The 19905-nt window shown below is 35.0% G+C and carries 20 protein-coding genes; 12 read left to right on the forward strand and 8 right to left on the reverse strand.

Annotation, left to right across the window (positions count from 1 at the left end):
• The first annotated feature begins 32 nt into the window (after positions 1-32).
• On the forward strand, positions 33-218 hold the full coding sequence (locus CUC15_RS08405; RefSeq protein WP_341457201.1) for an aspartyl-phosphate phosphatase Spo0E family protein: 186 nt from the start codon (positions 33-35) through the stop codon (positions 216-218).
• Positions 219-517: 299 nt separating this feature from the next.
• On the forward strand, positions 518-673 hold the full coding sequence (locus tag CUC15_RS08410; RefSeq protein ID WP_114916227.1) for an FbpB family small basic protein: 156 nt from the start codon (positions 518-520) through the stop codon (positions 671-673).
• 683 nt (positions 674-1356) lie between these two features.
• Here the strand turns inward: CUC15_RS08410 and CUC15_RS08420 are convergent.
• The 5 genes from CUC15_RS08420 to CUC15_RS08440 form a co-directional block, all read right to left on the reverse strand.
• Positions 1357-1827 (reverse strand): YkyB family protein, encoded by a 471-nt coding sequence (locus CUC15_RS08420; protein WP_114916229.1) that lies wholly within the window; start codon positions 1825-1827, stop codon positions 1357-1359.
• 245 nt (positions 1828-2072) lie between these two features.
• A complete protein-coding gene (locus tag CUC15_RS08425; protein ID WP_242985978.1) occupies positions 2073-2645 on the reverse strand; it encodes an SCO family protein in 573 nt (190 codons plus the stop codon).
• 399 nt (positions 2646-3044) lie between these two features.
• Positions 3045-3899, reverse strand: a complete 855-nt coding sequence (locus CUC15_RS08430) for a metallophosphoesterase (RefSeq protein ID WP_114916231.1) — start codon at positions 3897-3899, stop codon at positions 3045-3047.
• A 418-nt stretch (positions 3900-4317) separates the two neighbouring features.
• Positions 4318-5238, reverse strand: a complete 921-nt coding sequence (locus CUC15_RS08435) for a cation diffusion facilitator family transporter (RefSeq protein ID WP_114916232.1) — start codon at positions 5236-5238, stop codon at positions 4318-4320.
• 12 nt (positions 5239-5250) lie between these two features.
• Positions 5251-5553 (reverse strand): ArsR/SmtB family transcription factor, encoded by a 303-nt coding sequence (locus tag CUC15_RS08440; protein ID WP_114916233.1) that lies wholly within the window; start codon positions 5551-5553, stop codon positions 5251-5253.
• 271 nt (positions 5554-5824) lie between these two features.
• Between CUC15_RS08440 and cbpB the strand changes: the two genes are divergently transcribed.
• From cbpB to CUC15_RS08470, 6 genes are all read left to right on the forward strand, one after another.
• Positions 5825-6277, forward strand: a complete 453-nt coding sequence (gene cbpB, locus CUC15_RS08445; RefSeq protein ID WP_114916234.1) for a cyclic-di-AMP-binding protein CbpB — start codon at positions 5825-5827, stop codon at positions 6275-6277.
• Positions 6278-6373: 96 nt separating this feature from the next.
• On the forward strand, positions 6374-6616 hold the full coding sequence (locus CUC15_RS08450) for a YkuS family protein (protein WP_114916235.1): 243 nt from the start codon (positions 6374-6376) through the stop codon (positions 6614-6616).
• A gap of 156 nt (positions 6617-6772) precedes the next feature.
• Positions 6773-7213, forward strand: coding sequence for a TlpA family protein disulfide reductase (locus CUC15_RS08455; RefSeq protein ID WP_114916236.1), 441 nt, complete (start codon positions 6773-6775; stop codon positions 7211-7213).
• A gap of 206 nt (positions 7214-7419) precedes the next feature.
• Positions 7420-9168 (forward strand): ABC transporter ATP-binding protein, encoded by a 1749-nt coding sequence (locus CUC15_RS08460; protein ID WP_114916237.1) that lies wholly within the window; start codon positions 7420-7422, stop codon positions 9166-9168.
• 19 nt (positions 9169-9187) lie between these two features.
• On the forward strand, positions 9188-11017 hold the full coding sequence (locus CUC15_RS08465) for an ABC transporter ATP-binding protein (RefSeq protein ID WP_114916238.1): 1830 nt from the start codon (positions 9188-9190) through the stop codon (positions 11015-11017).
• 187 nt (positions 11018-11204) lie between these two features.
• Positions 11205-11870 carry a potassium channel family protein gene (locus tag CUC15_RS08470; protein WP_114916239.1) on the forward strand — a complete coding sequence of 222 codons (666 nt, stop codon included), beginning with the start codon at positions 11205-11207 and terminating at the stop codon, positions 11868-11870.
• Between the two features lie 104 nt (positions 11871-11974).
• Here the strand turns inward: CUC15_RS08470 and rnjA are convergent, their stop codons facing one another.
• From rnjA to def, 3 genes are all read right to left on the reverse strand, one after another.
• The gene (gene rnjA / locus CUC15_RS08475; protein ID WP_114916240.1) at positions 11975-13642 is read right to left on the reverse strand and encodes a ribonuclease J1; all 1668 of its coding nucleotides are present in this window, start codon (positions 13640-13642) and stop codon (positions 11975-11977) included.
• A gap of 2 nt (positions 13643-13644) precedes the next feature.
• Positions 13645-13854 carry a DNA-dependent RNA polymerase subunit epsilon gene (locus tag CUC15_RS08480; protein WP_114916241.1) on the reverse strand — a complete coding sequence of 70 codons (210 nt, stop codon included), beginning with the start codon at positions 13852-13854 and terminating at the stop codon, positions 13645-13647.
• A 716-nt stretch (positions 13855-14570) separates the two neighbouring features.
• A complete protein-coding gene (def, locus tag CUC15_RS08485; RefSeq protein ID WP_114916242.1) occupies positions 14571-15122 on the reverse strand; it encodes a peptide deformylase in 552 nt (183 codons plus the stop codon).
• 317 nt (positions 15123-15439) lie between these two features.
• On the opposite strand from def, the gene CUC15_RS08490 reads away from it, so the two are divergent.
• The 4 genes from CUC15_RS08490 to CUC15_RS08505 all read left to right on the forward strand — a co-directional run bounded on the left by CUC15_RS08490 (position 15440) and on the right by CUC15_RS08505 (position 19902).
• Positions 15440-16108 carry a YkyA family protein gene (locus CUC15_RS08490; RefSeq protein ID WP_114916243.1) on the forward strand — a complete coding sequence of 223 codons (669 nt, stop codon included), beginning with the start codon at positions 15440-15442 and terminating at the stop codon, positions 16106-16108.
• Between the two features lie 439 nt (positions 16109-16547).
• Entirely contained in the window at positions 16548-17630 is a 1083-nt protein-coding gene (gene pdhA / locus CUC15_RS08495) for a pyruvate dehydrogenase (acetyl-transferring) E1 component subunit alpha (RefSeq protein WP_114916244.1), read from the forward strand.
• Positions 17631-17633: 3 nt separating this feature from the next.
• Complete coding sequence (locus CUC15_RS08500; RefSeq protein ID WP_114916245.1) at positions 17634-18611, forward strand: alpha-ketoacid dehydrogenase subunit beta; 978 nt, start codon at positions 17634-17636, stop codon at positions 18609-18611.
• A gap of 22 nt (positions 18612-18633) precedes the next feature.
• Positions 18634-19902, forward strand: a complete 1269-nt coding sequence (locus tag CUC15_RS08505) for a dihydrolipoamide acetyltransferase family protein (RefSeq protein ID WP_114916246.1) — start codon at positions 18634-18636, stop codon at positions 19900-19902.
• The last annotated feature ends 3 nt before the right edge of the window (positions 19903-19905 follow it).

Genomic DNA, 19905 nt, shown 5'->3' on the forward strand with positions numbered 1-19905 from the left:
GTTAGGGTAAATTAAAATGAACAGGAGGTTTTATGAATAATATGTATATGAATGAAGATCTTCAAAAGAGAATTGAATACTTGCGTAAAAAGATGATGCAGATAGCAGAGAATAAGGGGTTGACAGATACTGAATCTGTTAAAGTCAGCCAAGAATTGGATATTCTTTTAAATCACTATGAAAAAATGAAGGAACAAGCAAACAATAAGAATATGTAAACAGCTGTATAACCCTCGATTAATGTCTTTTATTATCTCATCGAAAACTCCCTAAAAGCGCCTTTATGAGTTCCCTGCAAAACTTACGTTACTTATTCAAAAAGAAAGATATTATTTCAAAAATAATATTTTAAATAGATAAGTTCGTTTCTGTTCATAAATCTACGAATTTTTGATAAATTATACATATTTCTATCGATTTTGACAAAAATTTAATAAAATGTTCAAACAATTTAGACATAACTTGATGAAAATAGGGTATAATAGATTTAGAACATGATAAGGAGTGTAAATTCAGAATGAGACCTAGAGCATTAAACTTCGATCAACTAGTCAAACAAAATAAACAAGAACTATTAGACGATGAAAAAAAGATAAGACAAATAGAATTACGTCTAGAAAAGAAGCATAGGGATTTAGTAGGTTTTGAATCGGAGGAATTAGAACTAAAATAATTTAAAGATTATAAAAGTAAGCGTTTAGTTTAAACGTCCATGGTTAGAATGGAGAAATTGAAAAATAGAAGTAGTAGGTCTAAGACCTATTACTTCTATTTTTTTGTATCGCTAAACTGTATAATTTTCCTCTAAAACGTTGAGAATGCAGCTAAGAAGAAAATTAGAATAGGGAAAGAGAAAGGGAGTTGATAATATTGTTTATTTCAACCTGGTTTAAGAACTTACTTGAAACATTAGAAATTGAATCATATCTTTTCTACTTAATTGTTTTATTCATAGCAATATTGAGTTTATATTTCATGCTGAAACCAGTAATTACCTGGATTGTTTCGTTAAAATCGACCAGGCTTCTAACGTATTTATTGAGTAGTTTGATTACAATGCTATGCCTATTTGTTATCTCAATATTTATTGATCAGCCTTTTGATTCAGCCATATTCAGAACATTATTACAAGCTATTTCATTATTTGGCATTGTGTTAGCATTATTTTATAGTATTCTTAGGGTAACTAAAAGATCTTGAGAAATCAAAGATTATTAATAATTGGCTGGATTTCCATAGTGGCATCTATATTAAAAAATATAAAAAAGCATATGTATCATACGCTTTAATAGTTAAACATTCCTTAGGCTGTCAATTAAAAGTTGGTTCAGCCTAAGATTTAATATTGATTATTACTTAATAACGCCTAGATTTTGTTGGTGGCCATTCCATTTTACCTAATGAGGAAGGGGTATAGTAGGAAGAGGTATACCGTTGCTGCTTTATCGGCTGCTTCTTTTCAGGCTTCCAATTAATATAATCATATACAATGCTTTTTGCTTTTGAAAGCGACATTTTCGTAGGTGGATTCCGATAATTTTGGTCAAGGGACCCTAGATGCTCAAGTTCTTTGAAGTCTTGTTTACTAGGAGGAATATGAAAATAATAATCCGCTACCTTTACAAGAAGGGTGGAGTGTTGATTACTGAACTTTGGATGATCCGAGAAATGTAGTCCTACTTTATTTGCACGCTTTTCCCTAATTAATTTATTAATTGTTTCTTTCTTAATGAAATACAGATGCTTTGGCTCTGGAGCTGTTTTTGCATGTCGATTAATCGTAAATAGTGCTTGAGCTAATTCATGTATTGGAATCGTTTCTGACAAACTTACTTCCTCCTTCCAATGTATATCCAATTACTATCTCTATCGTATCGCAAAGCTTGTCCCAACGCAAGAGAAAGCGGAAGCAATTCATTAGAATTCGTTTCTATTAATTTTAAATGTTAGCGATTGATCATACGCTTGTCGACTCAAAAATAAACTCTATGCGCTATTGAACGCTGGTGAGCCCCTAAATAACTAAATAAAAAACGAACGGATTAGAAGCCTACCGTTCGTTTTATCATGTATTATTGTACCTGTTTTAAGTCTTCTACGATCTGATCGACTGATCCCGCATCAACACCACTGTAATTCTTAATTACTTCACCTTCTGGACTGACTAGGAAGAACAGGGTTCCATGGATCACTTGATCATCTCCAGTCGGTGGTGGTGCAACGATATTCTTAAAGGATGTAATTGAGAATTCTTTTATTGTTTCGAAATCATAGCCTGTTAAGAAGGACCAATTTGTAAAATCAGCATCATAGCCTTGGCCATATTTCTTTAAAACGTCTGGGCTATCTCTTTCAGGATCAATACTGAACGACACTAATTTCACATCGATATCTTCCTCGGCAAGTTTATCCTGTAATGTAGCCATATTATAGGTCATCGGTAAACATACAGTAGTACAGTTTGTAAAGATGAAGTCTGCTACCCACCAATTACCTTCTAGGTCATTTAAACTGAGTGTTTCATTATCCTGTGTAGTATATTCAAAGCTATCAATTTCCTCGGACATGTTCGTTTCAATTGCATACTCATCACATGCAGCGAGAAATAGGAGAACAAATAAAATGAATAATTTCAAACGATTCAAGTTTACCTTCCTTTCTTGATTGTTTACTAGAGGCAAGCCTAATCTCATTATATCATCACAATGCACATTATTTGAATAATTCTAACCTATTTATGTGAAGTCTTTATGACAAAAGACGTAAAATTAGTATGGTGGTTAGTAGCCATAGTAGGATGGATATGAATAGTAATTGCCTTTATTAAAACGCGCTATAGAAAATTGATCCAAAAGCTAGTCCAGTTAAAAATGGGATTACTGTCAATAGGCGTTCATCACTATCATTTTCTCGTAACGGTTCATTTACGTACTATGAAGGAAAGAATAATTCATAAAAAAACTCCTTTTCAGAATAGCATTTACTTGTAATAACATTTGCTAATTTAGAAAAGGAGTCTGTATATTAAATAGTTGCTATGCCTTCTATACTTTCGTTTGAAGTGTATAAACATGGAGTTCGGGTTGACAAAGAAATCGGTAGGGCAGACGCGTTGTTCCGATTCCACTATTTACATATACATTTAGCTTGTCATCGTTTAATGAGTATTTACCCCTTACATACTTTTCAGAATATGCTGGTGTATATAAGTGACCTATGAATGGAAATCGAACTTGACCACCATGGCTATGTCCAGATAATTGAATATCGACAGGATACATGATAGTAGTATCCGCATAATCTGGTTCATGTGCTAATAATATCGTAAATAATTCTGGATTAGCGGCATGTAGGGCTTGTTGTAAATTAGGACTTCCGAGCATCACATCATCAATACCTGCTAAAGTGATTCGTTCATTTTCCTTCTGAATGGTCGTGTGGCTATTTTTCAGCAAAGTAAAATTAGAACGCTCCATCACATCGTGAATAATATCTGTACCATATCCCCCATGATCGTGATTTCCATATATCCAATATTTCCCATAATCAGCAGTTATGGATGATAATGCTTCTATTAAATTAGGATACCAGTCGTATTTATTAGGTTCATCCACCAGGTCTCCAGTAAAAACAATAAGATCAGGTCTTAAAGCATTGATTTTTTTCATAAGTTCATTTATATCTTCCATTGAATAATGAAAACCTGCATGGGTATCGGAAAACTGAACAATTTTAAAATTGTTAAACCCAGAAGGAATTTTACCGGAAATAATGGTCTCTTGCTGTACATGAAGCATATTAGGCTCGATATTCCTAGCGTAATAGTATGTTCCGCTGCTAAGACCGATTAGTCCTATTAAGCTTCCAAGTCCCTTTTTTATAAAGGTACGTCGATTCATATTAACATGTCAAACCTTTCTAATGAGAAAAATATCATATGAGAATTATAGCATGGAAGTGAAATGAATAGGGATTTTCAAGAAGAAAAGAGAAATTATAATTATCAGTATATTCATTGACTTTGTATTAAAATGCGATTAATATTAAGTTGATATTAAGTAAACGCTATCATAAGAAAAAATAAGGATTATTAACACAAGCAGGTGATAGGGCTTACCGTTTTAGAAATACGCTTTGAGCACCTATTGGAATAGCAACGGCTCTATACCCAAAAAAATGAGCCTAAAAAAAACATCAGGATCTTAATCCTGATGAATTTGAATACATTATAGAACAAGCCAGGCAAAAATCCATTTTAAGGACTCATCAATGATGCTATCATATAAATATAGTAGGCATTGAAGCTTAAATGCAGATTCAATCGCAAGAATTACAGATTTTATGGATCGTTGAGTTGATGCCTTCTATTTGAATCGTGCAATGAGAGATGTTGAAATGATGATGGATCATTTCATTTGCTTGCTGAAGTAACAGATCACGATCTATCGATTTTTTTACGATTAGATGGCAGCTAAGTGTTGGGAATTCAGATGTGATTGACCAAACATGCAAGTCATGAACGTCCTCGATACCATCCATTTTTGAAAGGGATTCTTTAATCGCTGTGACATTTATATCCTCTGGTTTTCCTTCCATTAAGATGTTCATCGAATCCTTGGTAATTCGAAAACCGGAAATGATGATGAGTATCGCTACAATCACACTGGCAATTGGGTCAGCAATATTCCAACCAAATAACAGGATAAGAGCACCAGCAACGATGGCACCAACAGAGCCTAATAAATCACCAATCACATGAAGTAGTGCGCTTCTTAGATTTAAGTTTTCTTTGGAATCTCCCCGCATCAGTAACCAAGCTACGACGATATTTATGATTAGACCAATAACTGCAATAATCATCATACCGCCATTTACATTAGGAGGTTCGACAAATCGTTGAATTGCTTCATAGAATATAAAGATTGCAATTAGGATGAGTGCTGCACCATTAATAAAGGCTGCGATAATTTCGAAACGTCTGTACCCAAATGTTTTATCCATTGTTGCTTTTTTTTCACCTATTTTAAATGCTACTAGACTAAGTCCCATTGCAGCTGCATCACTCAACATATGCCCAGCATCTGAGATTAATGCAAGACTATTCGTTAAAAAACCGCCAACCGCCTCGACAATCATAAACAAGAAGATAATGATAAAGCTAAAGAAAAGGACCTTCGTGTTACTTGTGTGGTGGTGATGGTGGTGTTCATGGTTATGCCCTTCATGATGATGTCCCATTTGTGTACCCTCCTAATTCGTATGTTTAATATGTTCGATGGTTTGTTCTAATAAATTCATGACATGATCGTCATCGAGTGAATAATAATTCGTTGTTTTTTCTTTTCTATTTTTAACTAAACGTAACTGTTTTAAATATTTTAATTGATGAGAAATTGTCGATTGATTCATGTCAAGTTGATTCGCAATTTCATTTACTGAACATTCCTTGTAAAATAGTAAATGTAAAATCTTGATTCTTGTTGGATCAGACAAAGCTTTAAATATTTGGGAAGACTGTTCGATTAATTCATTTTCAATTGAATGATAATGCAAAGTTTACACTCCAATACTATATGATCATATGCTCATATTGTAAAATAAGTGAATAAAAATAGCAAGAATATGTTTAAGAGCCTATTCGTCTAAGATGTTACTCCGAATTATCTATGATAAACTTATAAAGTAATATGTTTAACTTAGCTGATTAGAAAATATAAGCTTTCTTATGCTGCATAAGTGCAACTAAGGCATTCGCCTAAAAGCTTGGCAAACGCCAAGTTTCTAAGAAATTCGTAGAAAAGTGATTAAAAAAGGGGCGTTAGTTATGAGTATGACACAAGATAGGCAATTAGTTGATATAGCTGTTGCTGAATTAATGATATCTTCGGAAAAAGTTGCCCATGTACAGTTAAATAATCCGTTAGAACATGCGTTATTAGTATTAGTAAAATCTGGATATTCAGCAGTTCCAGTTTTAGATGCAACCTATAAATTAGCAGGCATAATTGGCAAGACAGTAATATTAAATCAAATACTTGGTCTTGAGCGTTTTGAAATAGAGAAGCTTTCGGAAATGCGGGTTCAGGAGATTATGCAACATGATGTAACAACCATATCGAAGGAAAATAATTTACTTGATGGTTTAAATGCGATTATAGATAATAATTTTATTTGTGTTGTTGATGAAGAGGGCTACTTTGATGGAATTCTAACAAGAAGAGCAATCTTAAAACAATTAAAAAAAGAAATTTATTCTTCAAAGCAATATTTAAAATAAGACACTGATAGGTATCCTCCGTTTCACTGTATATTTTCGATGTTTACGGTAAAACTACAGGTGAATATTTTTTCTAATGTAGAGGAGGAAATACTTGTGGCACGTATTGGAGTTGAAGAAACACTTTCAGATGTAAAAGCAGCATTAACCGAGCTTGGTCATGAAGTTGTAGATTTGCGGTCTGAAGCTGACGCAGCAGGTTGTGATTGCTGTATCATTTCTGGTCAGGATAAGGATGTTATGGGAATTTCAAATGCCGTTATATCTGGGCCTGTAATTAATGCACAAGGGTGCAATGCTGAAGACATATGTGACATGGTTAACCAGCGATTAAGCTAAAAAATTTCTTTAGAAGCATATATTTTTAAAGAGTAAACAGCCTTTCATTAATGAGAGCCTGTTTACTTTTTTTTCGTTTTGGAACATGAATTAATGCTGAGACATATATTGTAGATAGGCATTAGACACGACAACTAAAATAAGGGAGGGCTTCCTATCAAATTAAGGGATCCATTGCCTGAACTGACGGGAGCAACGACTTGGCTAAATAGTGATGCATTAAATAGACAAGATTTAATTGGTGTTACACCTACACTGGTCCATTTTTGGTCAATTAGTTGCCATCTGTGTAAAAATGCAATGCCATATGTAAATGAATTAAGAGATTCTTATCAAAATGATGTAAATGTTATTGCAGTTCATATGCCATTGTCGAGACAGGACACAGATTTAGAAAAAATTACAAAGGTTGCCCAAGCACATAATATGACACAACCTATTTACATCGATAATGAATTGAATTTAAGTAATCAATTCCGTACACGATATGTACCAACGTATTATTTATTTGATCAAAACGGAGAGCTTAGGCATTACCAAACAGATGGAAAAATAAGCATAATCCGCAACCGACTAAATCGTATATTAAATAAGTAAACATAACCTCATAAAATACCTTTGCCAATAATTGCAAGGGTATTTTTTATTATTTCTGTCAAAACAGGCGGCAGGCCTCCAGTACGTTAAATATGACTCTTATAAAGAAAATTTAATTGAATAAATAATGCGAAATATATGGCAATTCATTTCGGAAACCGTTATATTAGTACATACGGGAATTAACATCCGAGGGGGGAAGTAAGTTGAATACGTTTAAACGGTTAAAAGGGTTTTACTGGCCATATAAGAATTATTTAATCTGGTCATTATTTTTCTTGTTATTTGTAACAGGAATTACGGTTGTATATCCCATTATTTTACAGGTAACAATTGATGAAGTTGTCGCAAAAGACAGGTACTCTCTAATCCCTTATATTTGCAGCCTATTTCTCGTACTAATGATTATGAAAGGCTTATCTACCTTTGCATTTCAGTATCTAGGTGATCTGTTTGGAATGACTTCAGTATATAAATTGCGTGGATCAATCTATGATAAGCTGCAAGCATTATCATTCCGATATTATGATAATGCCAAAACAGGTGATATTATGTCTCGCTTAACAGCAGATGTAGAAGGGTTTCGCTTCTTCTTGTCAGCTGGAATTGCGGAATTAATTCGTACGATTTTATTAATTGTGATTAGTTTAGGTGTTATGTTTTACTACTCAGTCCCATTAGCAGTTGTAACGATGGCTGCAATGCCTTTTCTAATTATTGTTGTTTACCAATTTGATAAGCGTGTACATCCTGCATTTCGAAAGATAAGAAAGTCAATGGGTGTACTAAATACGAGAATCCAAGAAAATATTAGTGGAATTAATACAGTTAAATCATTATCTCGAGAAGATTTCGAGGTAGAGCGTTTTTCTGCAAGCAATGATGAGTATCGCAATAATTATATTGATACATCGAAACTTTGGGCGAAATACTTCCCACTGATGGAATTCATCGGCAATATTTGTGTTATTGCTTTACTCGGATATGGTGGCTATTTGGTTATTAATGGGGGGCTTGCGTTAGGGGAATTAGTTGCTTTTTTCAGTCTGGTATGGTATATCCTGGACCCATTAATGAGTTTTGGGTTTATTATTAATCAGTTTTCACAAGCAAAGGCATCTGGTGAAAGATTAATTGAAATACTCGATGCGAAGGAAGATATTGTGGAAAAAGAAGATGCAGTAGATTTACCGATAAGAGGTCATATTACATTTAAGAATGTCACCTTAACCTATGTTAAAGACGATGATTCCGCACTGAAAAATGTTAGTTTCGATGCACCACCTGGAAAAATTATCGGATTAATTGGGGCAACTGGGTCAGGTAAAACGAGTATTACACAACTAATTACAAGATTTTATGAACCTGAAAATGGGGAAGTACTTGTTGATGGTCGACTTGTTTCTGATTATAGGCTTAGAAACTTACGAAAGCATATCGGATTTGTATTGCAGGAACCCTTTTTATTTTCAACGACAATTAGGGAAAACATTGCTTACGGGAATCCTAATGTAACGAATGAGCAAATTATGGATGCAGCGAAGAGGGCACAAGCGCATGATTTTATTATGGAAATGCCAAAAGGATATAATACGATGCTAGGAGAACGCGGGATGGGCCTTTCCGGTGGTCAAAAACAGCGGATTGCAATTGCTCGAGCAATTTGTATCAATCCAAGTATTCTTGTACTTGATGATGCAACATCAGCAGTTGATATGGAAACGGAATTTAAGATACAACATGCGCTCAGAGAAGTGATGGAAGGTAGGACCTCCTTCATTATCGCTCATCGGATTTCTTCACTAAAACATGCGGATGAGATATTAGTATTGGATGATGGTGAAATTGTCGAGCGGGGTACCCATGATGAATTATTGAATAATAATGGACCATATGAACGCATTTATAATATTCAATATCAGGACCGGGAAGCAGTTTTGAATACAGCGAATTAATTAGGAGGTGAGCAGGATAATGGCAGAAGCAACAAATAGCAAGCGGGAAAGCAGACATTTAAAGCGATTTCACTATACAGTAGATCAAGCAATAGATAAACCATTTAACTGGAGGCAGATGCTACGCCTCCTGCAGTATGTTAAACCATATGGGAAAACATATCTGCCGGCTGCATTAATTGCAATGTTATTCTCAACAATTGTTCGTTTGACCGTACCAATATTAATAGGTAAAGTAGCAATCGATATTGCAATCGAGAATAAAGATTTTACTTTACTAACATATCTTGTGTTAGGGATAGGGATACTTTACTTAATAAGTTACGTTGCTAACGTATTACGGATTAAATGGGTAAATAAGCTAGGGCAAAATGTTATTTTTGATTTAAGGCAGCATCTATTTTCCCATGTAGAGCGGCTGTCACATCGATTTTTTGATAGCAGGTCAGCTGGATCAATCTTAGTAAGAATATTAAATGATGTTAATTCATTGCAGGAATTATTTACGAACGGGATTATCAATTTATTGATGGACTTTGTAACACTAACTGCAATCGTTGTTATTTTATTTGCGCTAAGTCCGCAGCTCGCACTTGCAGTAATCATTGTTATTCCACTAATGTTTCTGATTTCAACTAGATTAAGGAAGATGATTCGCAGGACTTGGCAGGAAGTAAGGATGCACCAGTCGCGATTAAATTCTCACTTAAACGAAGGACTACAAGGAATGCGGATAACTCAATCCTTTACACAGGAGAAAGAGAATGCTGAATTTTTTAATGGTGTGAATGAGGGGTATTTTAATAGCTTTAGAATTGCTTCGAAGCGAAGTGCTATGTTTCGCCCATTAGTGGAGATATGTGATGCAATAGGAACGATTATTTTAATCTCCTTTGGAGCCTATTTAATTCTAAATGAAACGATTCAGGTTGGTACGTTCGTATCGTTTGCCTTCTTCCTTGGCATGTTCTGGGGACCGATTTCTAGATTAGGACAGATGTATAATCAACTACTCATGGCGATGGCATCTTCTGAACGAATTTTTGAATTCTTGGATGAAGAGTCAAATGTAGAGGAGAAGCAGGATGCATATGTGTTTACCGATATGAAAGGACATGTAGAATTTGATCATGTAGAATTTTCATATGAGAAAGATAGAATAGCACTGCATGAAATTTCCTTGGAGATGAAAGAAGGGGAGACTGTTGCTCTTGTTGGTCACACTGGCAGCGGAAAATCAACGATTGCTAACCTTATAAGTCGTTTCTATGATCCGACCAAAGGGGCTGTAAAGATTGATGGCATCGATTTGAAAGATGTTACGTTAGATAGTCTGCGCAGTCAAATAAGTGTTGTTTTACAGGATACGTTTATTTTCTCTGGAACCATTATTGATAATATTCGCTTTGGCAGACCTGATGCGTCAGATGAAGAAGTTATGAAAGCTGCGAGCGTAGTTGGTGCCGATGACTTCATTAACCGCCTATCCAATGGTTATTACACGGAAGTAGAGGAGCGAGGAAATATATTATCTGCGGGTGAGCGTCAATTGCTCTCCTTCGCAAGGGCATTGTTAGCCAATCCAAGAATTATTATTCTGGATGAGGCGACAGCAAGTATCGATACGGAAACAGAAGTAAGAATTCAAGAAGCGATGCGCACCTTATTAAAGGGAAGAACATCGATTATCATTGCCCACCGATTATCAACAATTAGGGAATCTGACACGATTTTTGTGTTAGAGCAGGGTAAGATAATTGAGCAGGGGAATCATGAAGAATTGATGAGCCAAAATGGCAAATATTATAAGTTAGTACAATCACAGTTTCAAATGCTAGATGCAATTTAATATGACTAAAAGGCGTGTAACGAGAAGGTTATGCGCTTTTACTTTTATAGTGAAGATAGTATAGGTATATTTCTGACTACATAAGTGCAACGAGGCAACTGTCATCTATACAAAAAAGAATGCCAAGTTTTCTAATAAAAAATGTGGTATGATAATTTTAAATTTAGTCAAACATGGGGGTACAATGATGAAGAAAGAATTTGCTGTTATTGGATTAGGTCGTTTTGGCGGGAGTATTTGCCGGGCATTAAGTACAGAAGGAATGCAGGTACTTGCAATCGATAAAGATGAGGAGAAGGTAAATGAATTCAAAAATATTGCCTCCCATGCTGTTATATTAGATTCAACAGATGAGGTTTCTTTAAAAGAAATTGGAATATCAAATTTTGAACATGTAATCGTAGCAATTGGTGAAAATATACAAGCGAGTATTTTAACAACGGTAATCCTATCAGAATTAGGAGTACAACGAATAACAGTGAAAGCTCAAAATGATTATCATGAAAAAATATTAAATAAAATTGGTGCACATCAAATTGTACATCCAGAACGTGATATGGGGAGAAGAATAGCTCATAATCTAATCTCAAATAATATTCTAGATTATCTAGAGCTATCGGATGAACATAGTATTGTTGAGGTTAAAGCTGGACGTAAGATGAAGGGGAAAACCTTAATCGATCTCGATATTCGTGCAAATTACGGCTGTAACGTTGTTGCGATTAAACAAGGGAAGTCAATAAATGTTTCACCAATGGCTGATGAAATACTGAAAGAGGATGATGTTCTTATTGTTATCGGTGCGGATATTGATATTTCTAGATTTGAAAAGAATTTAGTAATTGATGATTAAGTAATGAATAGGTGATAGCCCTTTTGTGAATAACCATCATAAATCAGCGTATATTAAACAATGAAAAAAACCTGAGTTTATTTAAAACTCAGGTTTTTTAAAGATTAAACTTCCATAATAATCGGTAATACCATTGGACGGCGTTTCGTTTTTTCGTAAAGGAATGGTGCAATGGTATCAGTAATTTCATTTTTTATTTCTGACCATTGAGTGGTTTTTCTCTCCATTACTTTAGATAAATGACTTGAAACAAGCTTCTGTGCTTCATTTATTAAGTCTTCGGATTCTCTCATATAAACGAACCCACGAGATATTATATCCGGACCTGCCGCGATTCTAAATTCTTTCATATTAATACTAACAACAACAATTACTAAACCTTCTTCAGAAAGGATACGACGATCGCGTAAGACGATATTACCGATGTCGCCAATACCGCTACCATCAACATAAATAGAACCAGAAGGAATTTTACCTGCTATTTCACCTTGCTCTTTTCCTAAAGCCAATACATCTCCATTATCCATAATGAAAACATTATCAGGATCAACACCGCATGCTACTGCTAATTTCTCATGCTCTTTAAACATCCGGTACTCCCCGTGGATCGGCAGGAAGAATTTAGGTTGAATTAATCGCAGCATTAATTTTTGATCTTCTTGTGAACCATGTCCTGAAGTATGAACATTGTTTAATTTACCATGAATAACTTCAGCTCCAGCACGATATAATTTATTTATGATTCTTGATACACTAACCGTATTTCCAGGGATTGGTGAAGATGAGAATACGACAGTGTCTCCAGGAATTAATTGGATTTGTCTATGTGTACCATTTGCAATTCTTGATAAGGCTGCCATCGATTCACCTTGTGAACCTGTGCAAAGAATAGTTACTTCATTGGCTGGCAGACGATTAAGCTGGTGTGCATCAATAAAGGTTTCTTTTGGTGCTTGAATATAACCAAGCTCAAGACCTAGAGTGATAGCCGACTCCATGCTTCTGCCGAAGACTGCAACCTTACGATTATACTTAATAGCCGATTCTATGACTTGTTGTAATCGATAAATATTAGAAGCGAAGGTGGCGAAGATAAGTCTGCCATCTGCTCGACTGAAAATATCATTGATACTTTCACCTACAACACTTTCCGACATTGTATAACCAGGTACCTCACTATTTGTACTGTCAGAAAGTAAGCAAAGTACACCATCTTTACCAATTTCGGCCATTTTTGCTAGATTCGCTGGTTCGCCAACTGGAGTGAAGTCAAATTTGAAATCTCCAGTATGAACAATACTACCAGGTGGTGTTTTAACGACAACACCATATGCATCTGGGATACTGTGTGTAGTACGGAAAAAGCTTACGGAAGTTTTACGGAATTTAATAATATCATCTTCTTGTACAATATTTAATTTTGCAGTTCTTAATAAACCATGTTCATCTAATTTATTTCTAATTAATCCGATTGCGAGTTTTCCTGCATAAATGGGAATATTTACCTCACGTAATAGGAATGGGATGCCACCAATATGATCCTCGTGTCCATGAGTAATAAATAAACCTTTAATTTTATCTTGGTTTTGAACGATATAGGTATAATCTGGAATTACGTAGTCGATTCCAAGTAATTCATCCTCAGGGAATTTAACCCCTGCATCAATTAAAATAATTTCATCCTGGAATTGTACGCCATACGTATTTTTACCGATTTCACCCAGTCCACCAAGTGCGAATACAGCTGTTTGATCGTTTTTAACAAATTTCATAATTAAATATTCTCCAATTCAAAATTTTCGGATTTTTGTTCATATTCCAGATGTGCAGCATCCAATGCTTGGATTAACTCGATATTATAGTTGCGATCGTTTAATTTTTTGCGGACTTCGCGCACTGAATCTGCTTCTACATAAATACTTTTTGTTTTTTCACGAACAGGGGTCTCGCCCATAAATTCTTGATATAATACTTTATAAATCATTCCATCTCTCCTGACCTAATTCTAATACTTTTTTATCTTTGATTGTTTAATAAAGCTAGTCACTAAATGTGATAGCTCAAATAGTTCTGTAAATTAGATGATAAAATTTTCCGTAGCCATACCAAAATAAGCCTATTATGCTTCCGTAACATAACCAGTTTAGATTGGTAGTAAGAAAGTATAAAAACTTTCTTACTACATAAGTGCAACTAAGGTTATCACCAAAAAGCTTGGTTAAACCTTACTTTTCTAATAATACTTAATTCGTTGTGATTGGTGATATCAATGATAGTCTTTTTTAAAAGTAGTAGGTACACGTCCTTCTTTGCCTAAAAATTCCTTCCAGCGTTTCTTTAGCTTTTCTTTTAGGCGCTTCAGCATAATCATGCACGTCTCCTTCCAAATATTTAAGAAAAGCAACATAAACATCTACCGATCCAATCCCTCTTAACTACAGTATAGTACGATTTGAGGAAATTTGAAATACAAATCCATTATTTATCTTAAAAATAAGTTTAAATATCTATGGTATTTGTTGATATGATTATGTTTTGCAGAGAAATAATTATTATTCATTTTTAGTAATGAAGGGGCTAAAACGAAAAAAGTGCCGATCAACGGCACTTTTTAAAAGAATAATTCTGCTTATACAATTAGAAAGTATTTTTAACCCCCCTAATCTGCCAAGCAATAATTATTAGTAAGTTATGTCTTAATTATTCAATCACAGTTGAGTTATCTGGGATAGCATAAGGTACTTCCTTATTAATGTGGTCATAGAACATTACACCGTTTAAATGATCAATTTCATGTTGAAAAACAATAGCTGGGTAGCCTTTTAATCTAAGTTTCACTGGATTACCATTTAAATCTGTTGCCTTGACAGTTATTCTGGCGTGACGAGGTACATAACCTTCTACAGGGCGATCAACGGAAAGACAACCTTCACCACTAGCCAAATAGGATTGTTCGACTGAATGGCTAATGATTTTAGGATTGACTAAGCCATAATTATATAGATTTCCATCTGTATCCTCAAAGTAAACTGCAATTAATCGTTTCTCAATTCCAAGCTGTGGTGCTGCTAATCCAACACCTGCTCGCAGGTCGTATTTAGCTGCGATTTCATCATCTTGACTATTTTTCAAGAAGGTAATCATATCAAGCAGAAGCTGTCTATCCTCATCACGAAGAGGTAGCTCTACTTCTTTTGCTACTTTTTCTAATGAAGGATGTCCTTCACGAACGATGTCTTTCATGGTTATCATGATTCATACTCCTTTTTCAATGTTTCGGTAGTTATTATAGATTAGGACCGTGGATAACTTTTTTTAAAAATTTTCCCTCAGATCCCAGCGACTAGTGAAAATCCCCTAACCTCCTTAGTTGCTAACAAAGGACAATCAAATTTCTAATTACATAAAGCTACAGTATATATCATATTATTTTAACATAGGTTATAGGTTTTAATCATTTATTTTACACTAGGATATAATGTATATAAGATTGTAAATCGTTTTTTGAATGTTTTATGTTATACTGTAAAACATATTATTGAAGCAACATGATGAAGGAGGGTGCTTGGATGAAGTGGAACGGTTCAATGCTAATTGGGATTGCTATGATGCTATTTATTGTATTTCTTTCAGCATGTAGTGGTGAATCAACACAGGTACAAATACATAATCATTTAGAAGAAGCAGTAAACTTAGAAGAGGGATTTGAATCGCAACAAGAAAGTATTACAGAATTAGAAATGCAGGAGCAAGAAATATATAGTCAAATTATCGATTTAGGAATGGATGAATTTGATAAAATTAAAGAGCTAGCTAAAAAAGCAACTGGCATTATCGATGAAAGAACAGAAAAAATTAAGCTGGAAAAAGAAAGTATCGATGCATCAAGAGAAGAATTTAATAAAACACGTCCATTGATTGATGAGCTGGAAGATAAAGAGTTAAAACAAGAGGCGAATAAAATGTACGAAATGATGGAGAATCGATACGATTCATATGACAAGTTGCATGAGGCTTATACACAGTCGCTGGAACAAGAGAAAGAATTATATTCGCTGTTACAACAAGAGGATTTAGAGCAGGAGACATTAACAGAGCAAATTAATCAAATTAATGAAAGCTATCAAAAGATATTAGATGAGAATAAGAATTTTAATAAATATACAACAGAGTATAATGCATTAAAGAAAGAATTTTACATACTCGCTGATATGAATGTAACCTATGAGGATGAATAATAGTGAGGGCTGAAACTCGGGTTCAGTCCTCTTTTTATTGCCCAGAACAAGATAGCATAAAAACTATTTCAGCATATAAGTGCAACCAAGTTTTCTAAGTAGATTTAATGTATTATAACAATGTTGATAGTGTAATATAACAACAGAAGGTATAATGATTAATCATTCAAGATTAAAATTGTAACACCTTACATTGTTGAATAGTATACAGCACATTAGTATTGACGACATAGAGAAAATAGTCTATCATGAGTTTGTATTCATGATTGTACCATTCAAACTGATACTTAATAATATAACAGTTTATTGAAATCACATAAGTGTTAATAAAGTTTAAAAGGGTACAACAAATATAGAGGTTTTTTTAGTTTTAGTTTTTGTTAGTTGGGAAAGCTATCAAAGAAAATATTTTTTGGGATAGAAAGGATAGGTGACTATTTTGAAACACGTATTAGAGAGTGTTGAAAATCAGTTCGAAACATTCCAAATTCTTAATGAAGATGGAAAAATTGTTAATAAAGCAGATATGCCTGAACTATCAGATGAGGAATTAAAAGAGTTAATGCGCCGCATGGTATATACACGTGTATTAGATCAACGTTCTATTGCACTTAACCGTCAAGGACGTTTAGGGTTCTATGCTCCAACAGCTGGTCAAGAAGCTTCACAACTAGGTAGCCATTTTGCATTAGAAAAAGAGGATTTCTTATTGCCAGGTTACCGTGATGTTCCACAATTAATTTGGCAAGGACTTCCATTACATCAAGCATTCCTATGGTCAAGAGGACATTTTGCTGGTGGGCAATTCCCTGAAGATGTAAGAGCGTTATTTCCGCAAATTATTATTGGTGCACAATATGTACAAGCAGCAGGAGTTGCACTAGGAATTAAGAAACGTGGTAAACAAGCTGTTGCAGTTACTTGGACTGGTGATGGTGGTACATCACAAGGTGATTTCTATGAAGGTATGAACTTTGCAGGTGCATATAAAGCTCCAGCAATTTTTATTGCGCAAAATAACGGATTTGCTATTTCTGTACCAAGAGAAAAACAAACTTCAGCTAAAACTTTAGCGCAGAAAGCAATTGCAGCAGGTATTGAAGGAATTCAAGTTGACGGAATGGACGTGTTAGCTGTTTATGCAGCAACAAAGCATGCTCGTGAACGCGCAATCAATGGTGAAGGTCCAACATTAATCGAAACATTAACATATCGTTATGGTCCACATACAATGTCTGGTGATGATCCAACTCGTTATCGTTCTGATGAATTAAATTCAGAATGGGAAAAGAAAGATCCACTTATTCGTTTCCGTAAATTCTTAGAAGGCAAGAAATTATGGTCTGAAGAAGAAGAAACAAAAGTAATCGAAGAAGCGAAGAACGACATTAAAGAAGCTATTAAAAAAGCTGACCAAGCTCCAAAACAAAAAGTAACAGATTTGATCGGATTTATGTATGAAGAACTTCCAGTGAACTTGCAAGCGCAAATGGAAGAGTACCAAGCAAAGGAGTCGAAATAACTCATGGCACAAATGACAATGATCCAAGCAATAACTGATGCAATGCGTAATGAACTTAAAAATGACGAAAACGTGCTAGTTTTTGGTGAAGACGTTGGTCAAAACGGCGGTGTATTCCGTGCTACCGAAGGATTACAAAAAGAATTCGGTGAAGATCGTGTATTCGATACTCCACTTGCTGAATCAGGAATTGGTGGTCTTGCAATTGGACTAGCATTAGAAGGATATCGTCCAGTACCAGAAATCCAATTCTTCGGTTTCTTATTTGAAGTAATGGATTCTGTAGCTGGTCAAATGAACCGTATTCGTTTCCGTACTGGTGGTACAAAAAACCAACCAATTACGGTTCGTGCGCCATTTGGTGGCGGGGTTCATACTCCAGAAATGCATGCTGACTCATTAGAAGGATTAATCGCTCAAACACCAGGAATTAAAGTAGTAATCCCTTCTACACCATACGAAGCAAAAGGTTTATTAATCTCATCTATTCGTGATAATGATCCAGTAGTGTTCCTAGAGCATATGAAACTATACCGTTCATTCCGTGAAGAAGTTCCGGAAGAAGAATATACAATTGAACTTGGTAAAGCAGCGGTTAAACGTGAAGGTAAAGATGTAACAGTTGTTGCTTACGGTGCAATGGTTCACTCATCATTAAAAGCTGCAGAAGAATTAGAAAAAGAAGGTATTGATGTTGAAGTAATCGACCTTCGTACTGTTTCACCAGTTGATTATGAAACAGTAATGGAATCTGTTAAGAAAACAAGTCGTGCAGTCGTTGTACAAGAAGCACAACGTCAAGCAGGTATAGCAGCAAATATCGTTGCAGAAATTCAAGAAAGAGCAATTTTACATCTAGAAGCACCAGTACTAAGAGTTACAGCTGCAGATACGATTTATCCATTCTCAGAAGCAGAAGAAGTATGGTTGCCAAATCATCAAGATATCGTTGAAAAAATTAAAGCTGTTGTAAACTTTTAATTTGAGATAGGAGGTAATATTAATGGCATTTGAATTTAAGTTCCCAGATATTGGTGAAGGAATCACAGAAGGTGAAATTGTAAAGTGGTTCGTAAATGAAGGCGATGAAGTTAAAGAAGACGATACACTATGTGAGGTTCAAAACGATAAAGCTGTCGTTGAAATTCCTTCTCCAGTAGATGGTACAGTTAAGAAAATCCATGTTGCAGAAGGTGAAGTAGCAACTGTTGGAAATACATTTATTTCATTAGATGCTGAAGGATATGAATCCGAAGAACCAGCTGAAGAAGCGAAGGAAGAAGCACCTAAAGCTGAAACGAAATCAGAAGAAAAACCAGCAGCAGAATCGGCACCAGCTGAAGAATCTGATGGCAAACGTGTTATTGCAATGCCTTCTGTTAGAAAATATGCTCGTGAAAACGATGTGAACATTCAAGCAGTTTCAGGTACTGGTAAAAATGGTCGTGTTCTAAAAGAAGATATCGACAATTATCTAAATGGTGGCCAATCTTTAGAAGCTACTCAAGCAGAGGAATCTACTGATAAGAGCACTGATTCTAAACAAGCTCCAGTTGTTTCAGAAGGTCAATACCCTGAATCACGTGAAAAGATGACAAGTATTCGTAAAGCTATTGCTAAAGCAATGGTTAACTCTAAATCAAAAGCACCACATGTTACATTAATGGACGACGTGGAAGTGTCTGCATTAGTTGCACACCGCAAGAAATTCAAAGCAGTTGCAGCTGATCAAGGAATTAAATTAACATTCTTGCCATACGTTGTGAAAGCTTTAGTTTCAGCATCTAAGAAATATCCAATTCTAAATTCTTATATTGATGATGCTACTGACGAAATCGTTGAAAAACATTATTACAATGTTGGTATTGCTGCTGATACAGATCGCGGATTACTTGTACCAGTTGTTAAAAATGCTGACCGCAAATCAATCTTTGAGATTTCTCAGGAGATAAATGAATTGGCAGTTAAAGCTCGTGATGGTAAACTTACACCAGATGAGATGAAAGGCGCTTCAAATACCATTTCAAATATTGGTTCTGCTGGTGGTCAATGGTTTACACCTGTAATTAACTACCCAGAAGCATGTATTCTTGGTATCGGGCGAATTGCTGAGAAGCCAATCGTAAAAGATGGTGAAATCGTAATTGCTCCTGTCCTTGCATTATCACTTAGCTTTGATCATCGTATCGTTGATGGTGCAACAGCACAAAACGCTTTAAATCAAATCAAACGATTACTAAATGATCCACAATTAATTATGATGGAGGCGTAAAAG

The organism is Oceanobacillus zhaokaii, assembly GCF_003352005.1.
GTDB classification, from domain to species: domain Bacteria; phylum Bacillota; class Bacilli; order Bacillales; family Amphibacillaceae; genus Oceanobacillus; species Oceanobacillus zhaokaii.

Bases quoted from the DNA above. Each gene is read 5' to 3' on its own strand.
- CUC15_RS08490 (WP_114916243.1), top strand. From the start codon at position 15,440: ATGAAGTGGAACGGTTCAATGCTAATTGGGATTGCTATGATGCTATTT.
- cbpB (WP_114916234.1), top strand. From the start codon at position 5,825: ATGAGTATGACACAAGATAGGCAATTAGTTGATATAGCTGTTGCTGAA.
- def (WP_114916242.1), bottom strand. From the start codon at position 15,122: ATGATAACCATGAAAGACATCGTTCGTGAAGGACATCCTTCATTAGAA.
- rnjA (WP_114916240.1), bottom strand. From the start codon at position 13,642: ATGAAATTTGTTAAAAACGATCAAACAGCTGTATTCGCACTTGGTGGA.
- CUC15_RS08405 (WP_341457201.1), top strand. From the start codon at position 33: ATGAATAATATGTATATGAATGAAGATCTTCAAAAGAGAATTGAATAC.
- CUC15_RS08435 (WP_114916232.1), bottom strand. From the start codon at position 5,238: ATGGGACATCATCATGAAGGGCATAACCATGAACACCACCATCACCAC.
- CUC15_RS08500 (WP_114916245.1), top strand. From the start codon at position 17,634: ATGGCACAAATGACAATGATCCAAGCAATAACTGATGCAATGCGTAAT.
- CUC15_RS08480 (WP_114916241.1), bottom strand. From the start codon at position 13,854: ATGATTTATAAAGTATTATATCAAGAATTTATGGGCGAGACCCCTGTT.
- CUC15_RS08465 (WP_114916238.1), top strand. From the start codon at position 9,188: ATGGCAGAAGCAACAAATAGCAAGCGGGAAAGCAGACATTTAAAGCGA.
- CUC15_RS08470 (WP_114916239.1), top strand. From the start codon at position 11,205: ATGAAGAAAGAATTTGCTGTTATTGGATTAGGTCGTTTTGGCGGGAGT.
- CUC15_RS08430 (WP_114916231.1), bottom strand. From the start codon at position 3,899: ATGAATCGACGTACCTTTATAAAAAAGGGACTTGGAAGCTTAATAGGA.
- CUC15_RS08410 (WP_114916227.1), top strand. From the start codon at position 518: ATGAGACCTAGAGCATTAAACTTCGATCAACTAGTCAAACAAAATAAA.
- CUC15_RS08505 (WP_114916246.1), top strand. From the start codon at position 18,634: ATGGCATTTGAATTTAAGTTCCCAGATATTGGTGAAGGAATCACAGAA.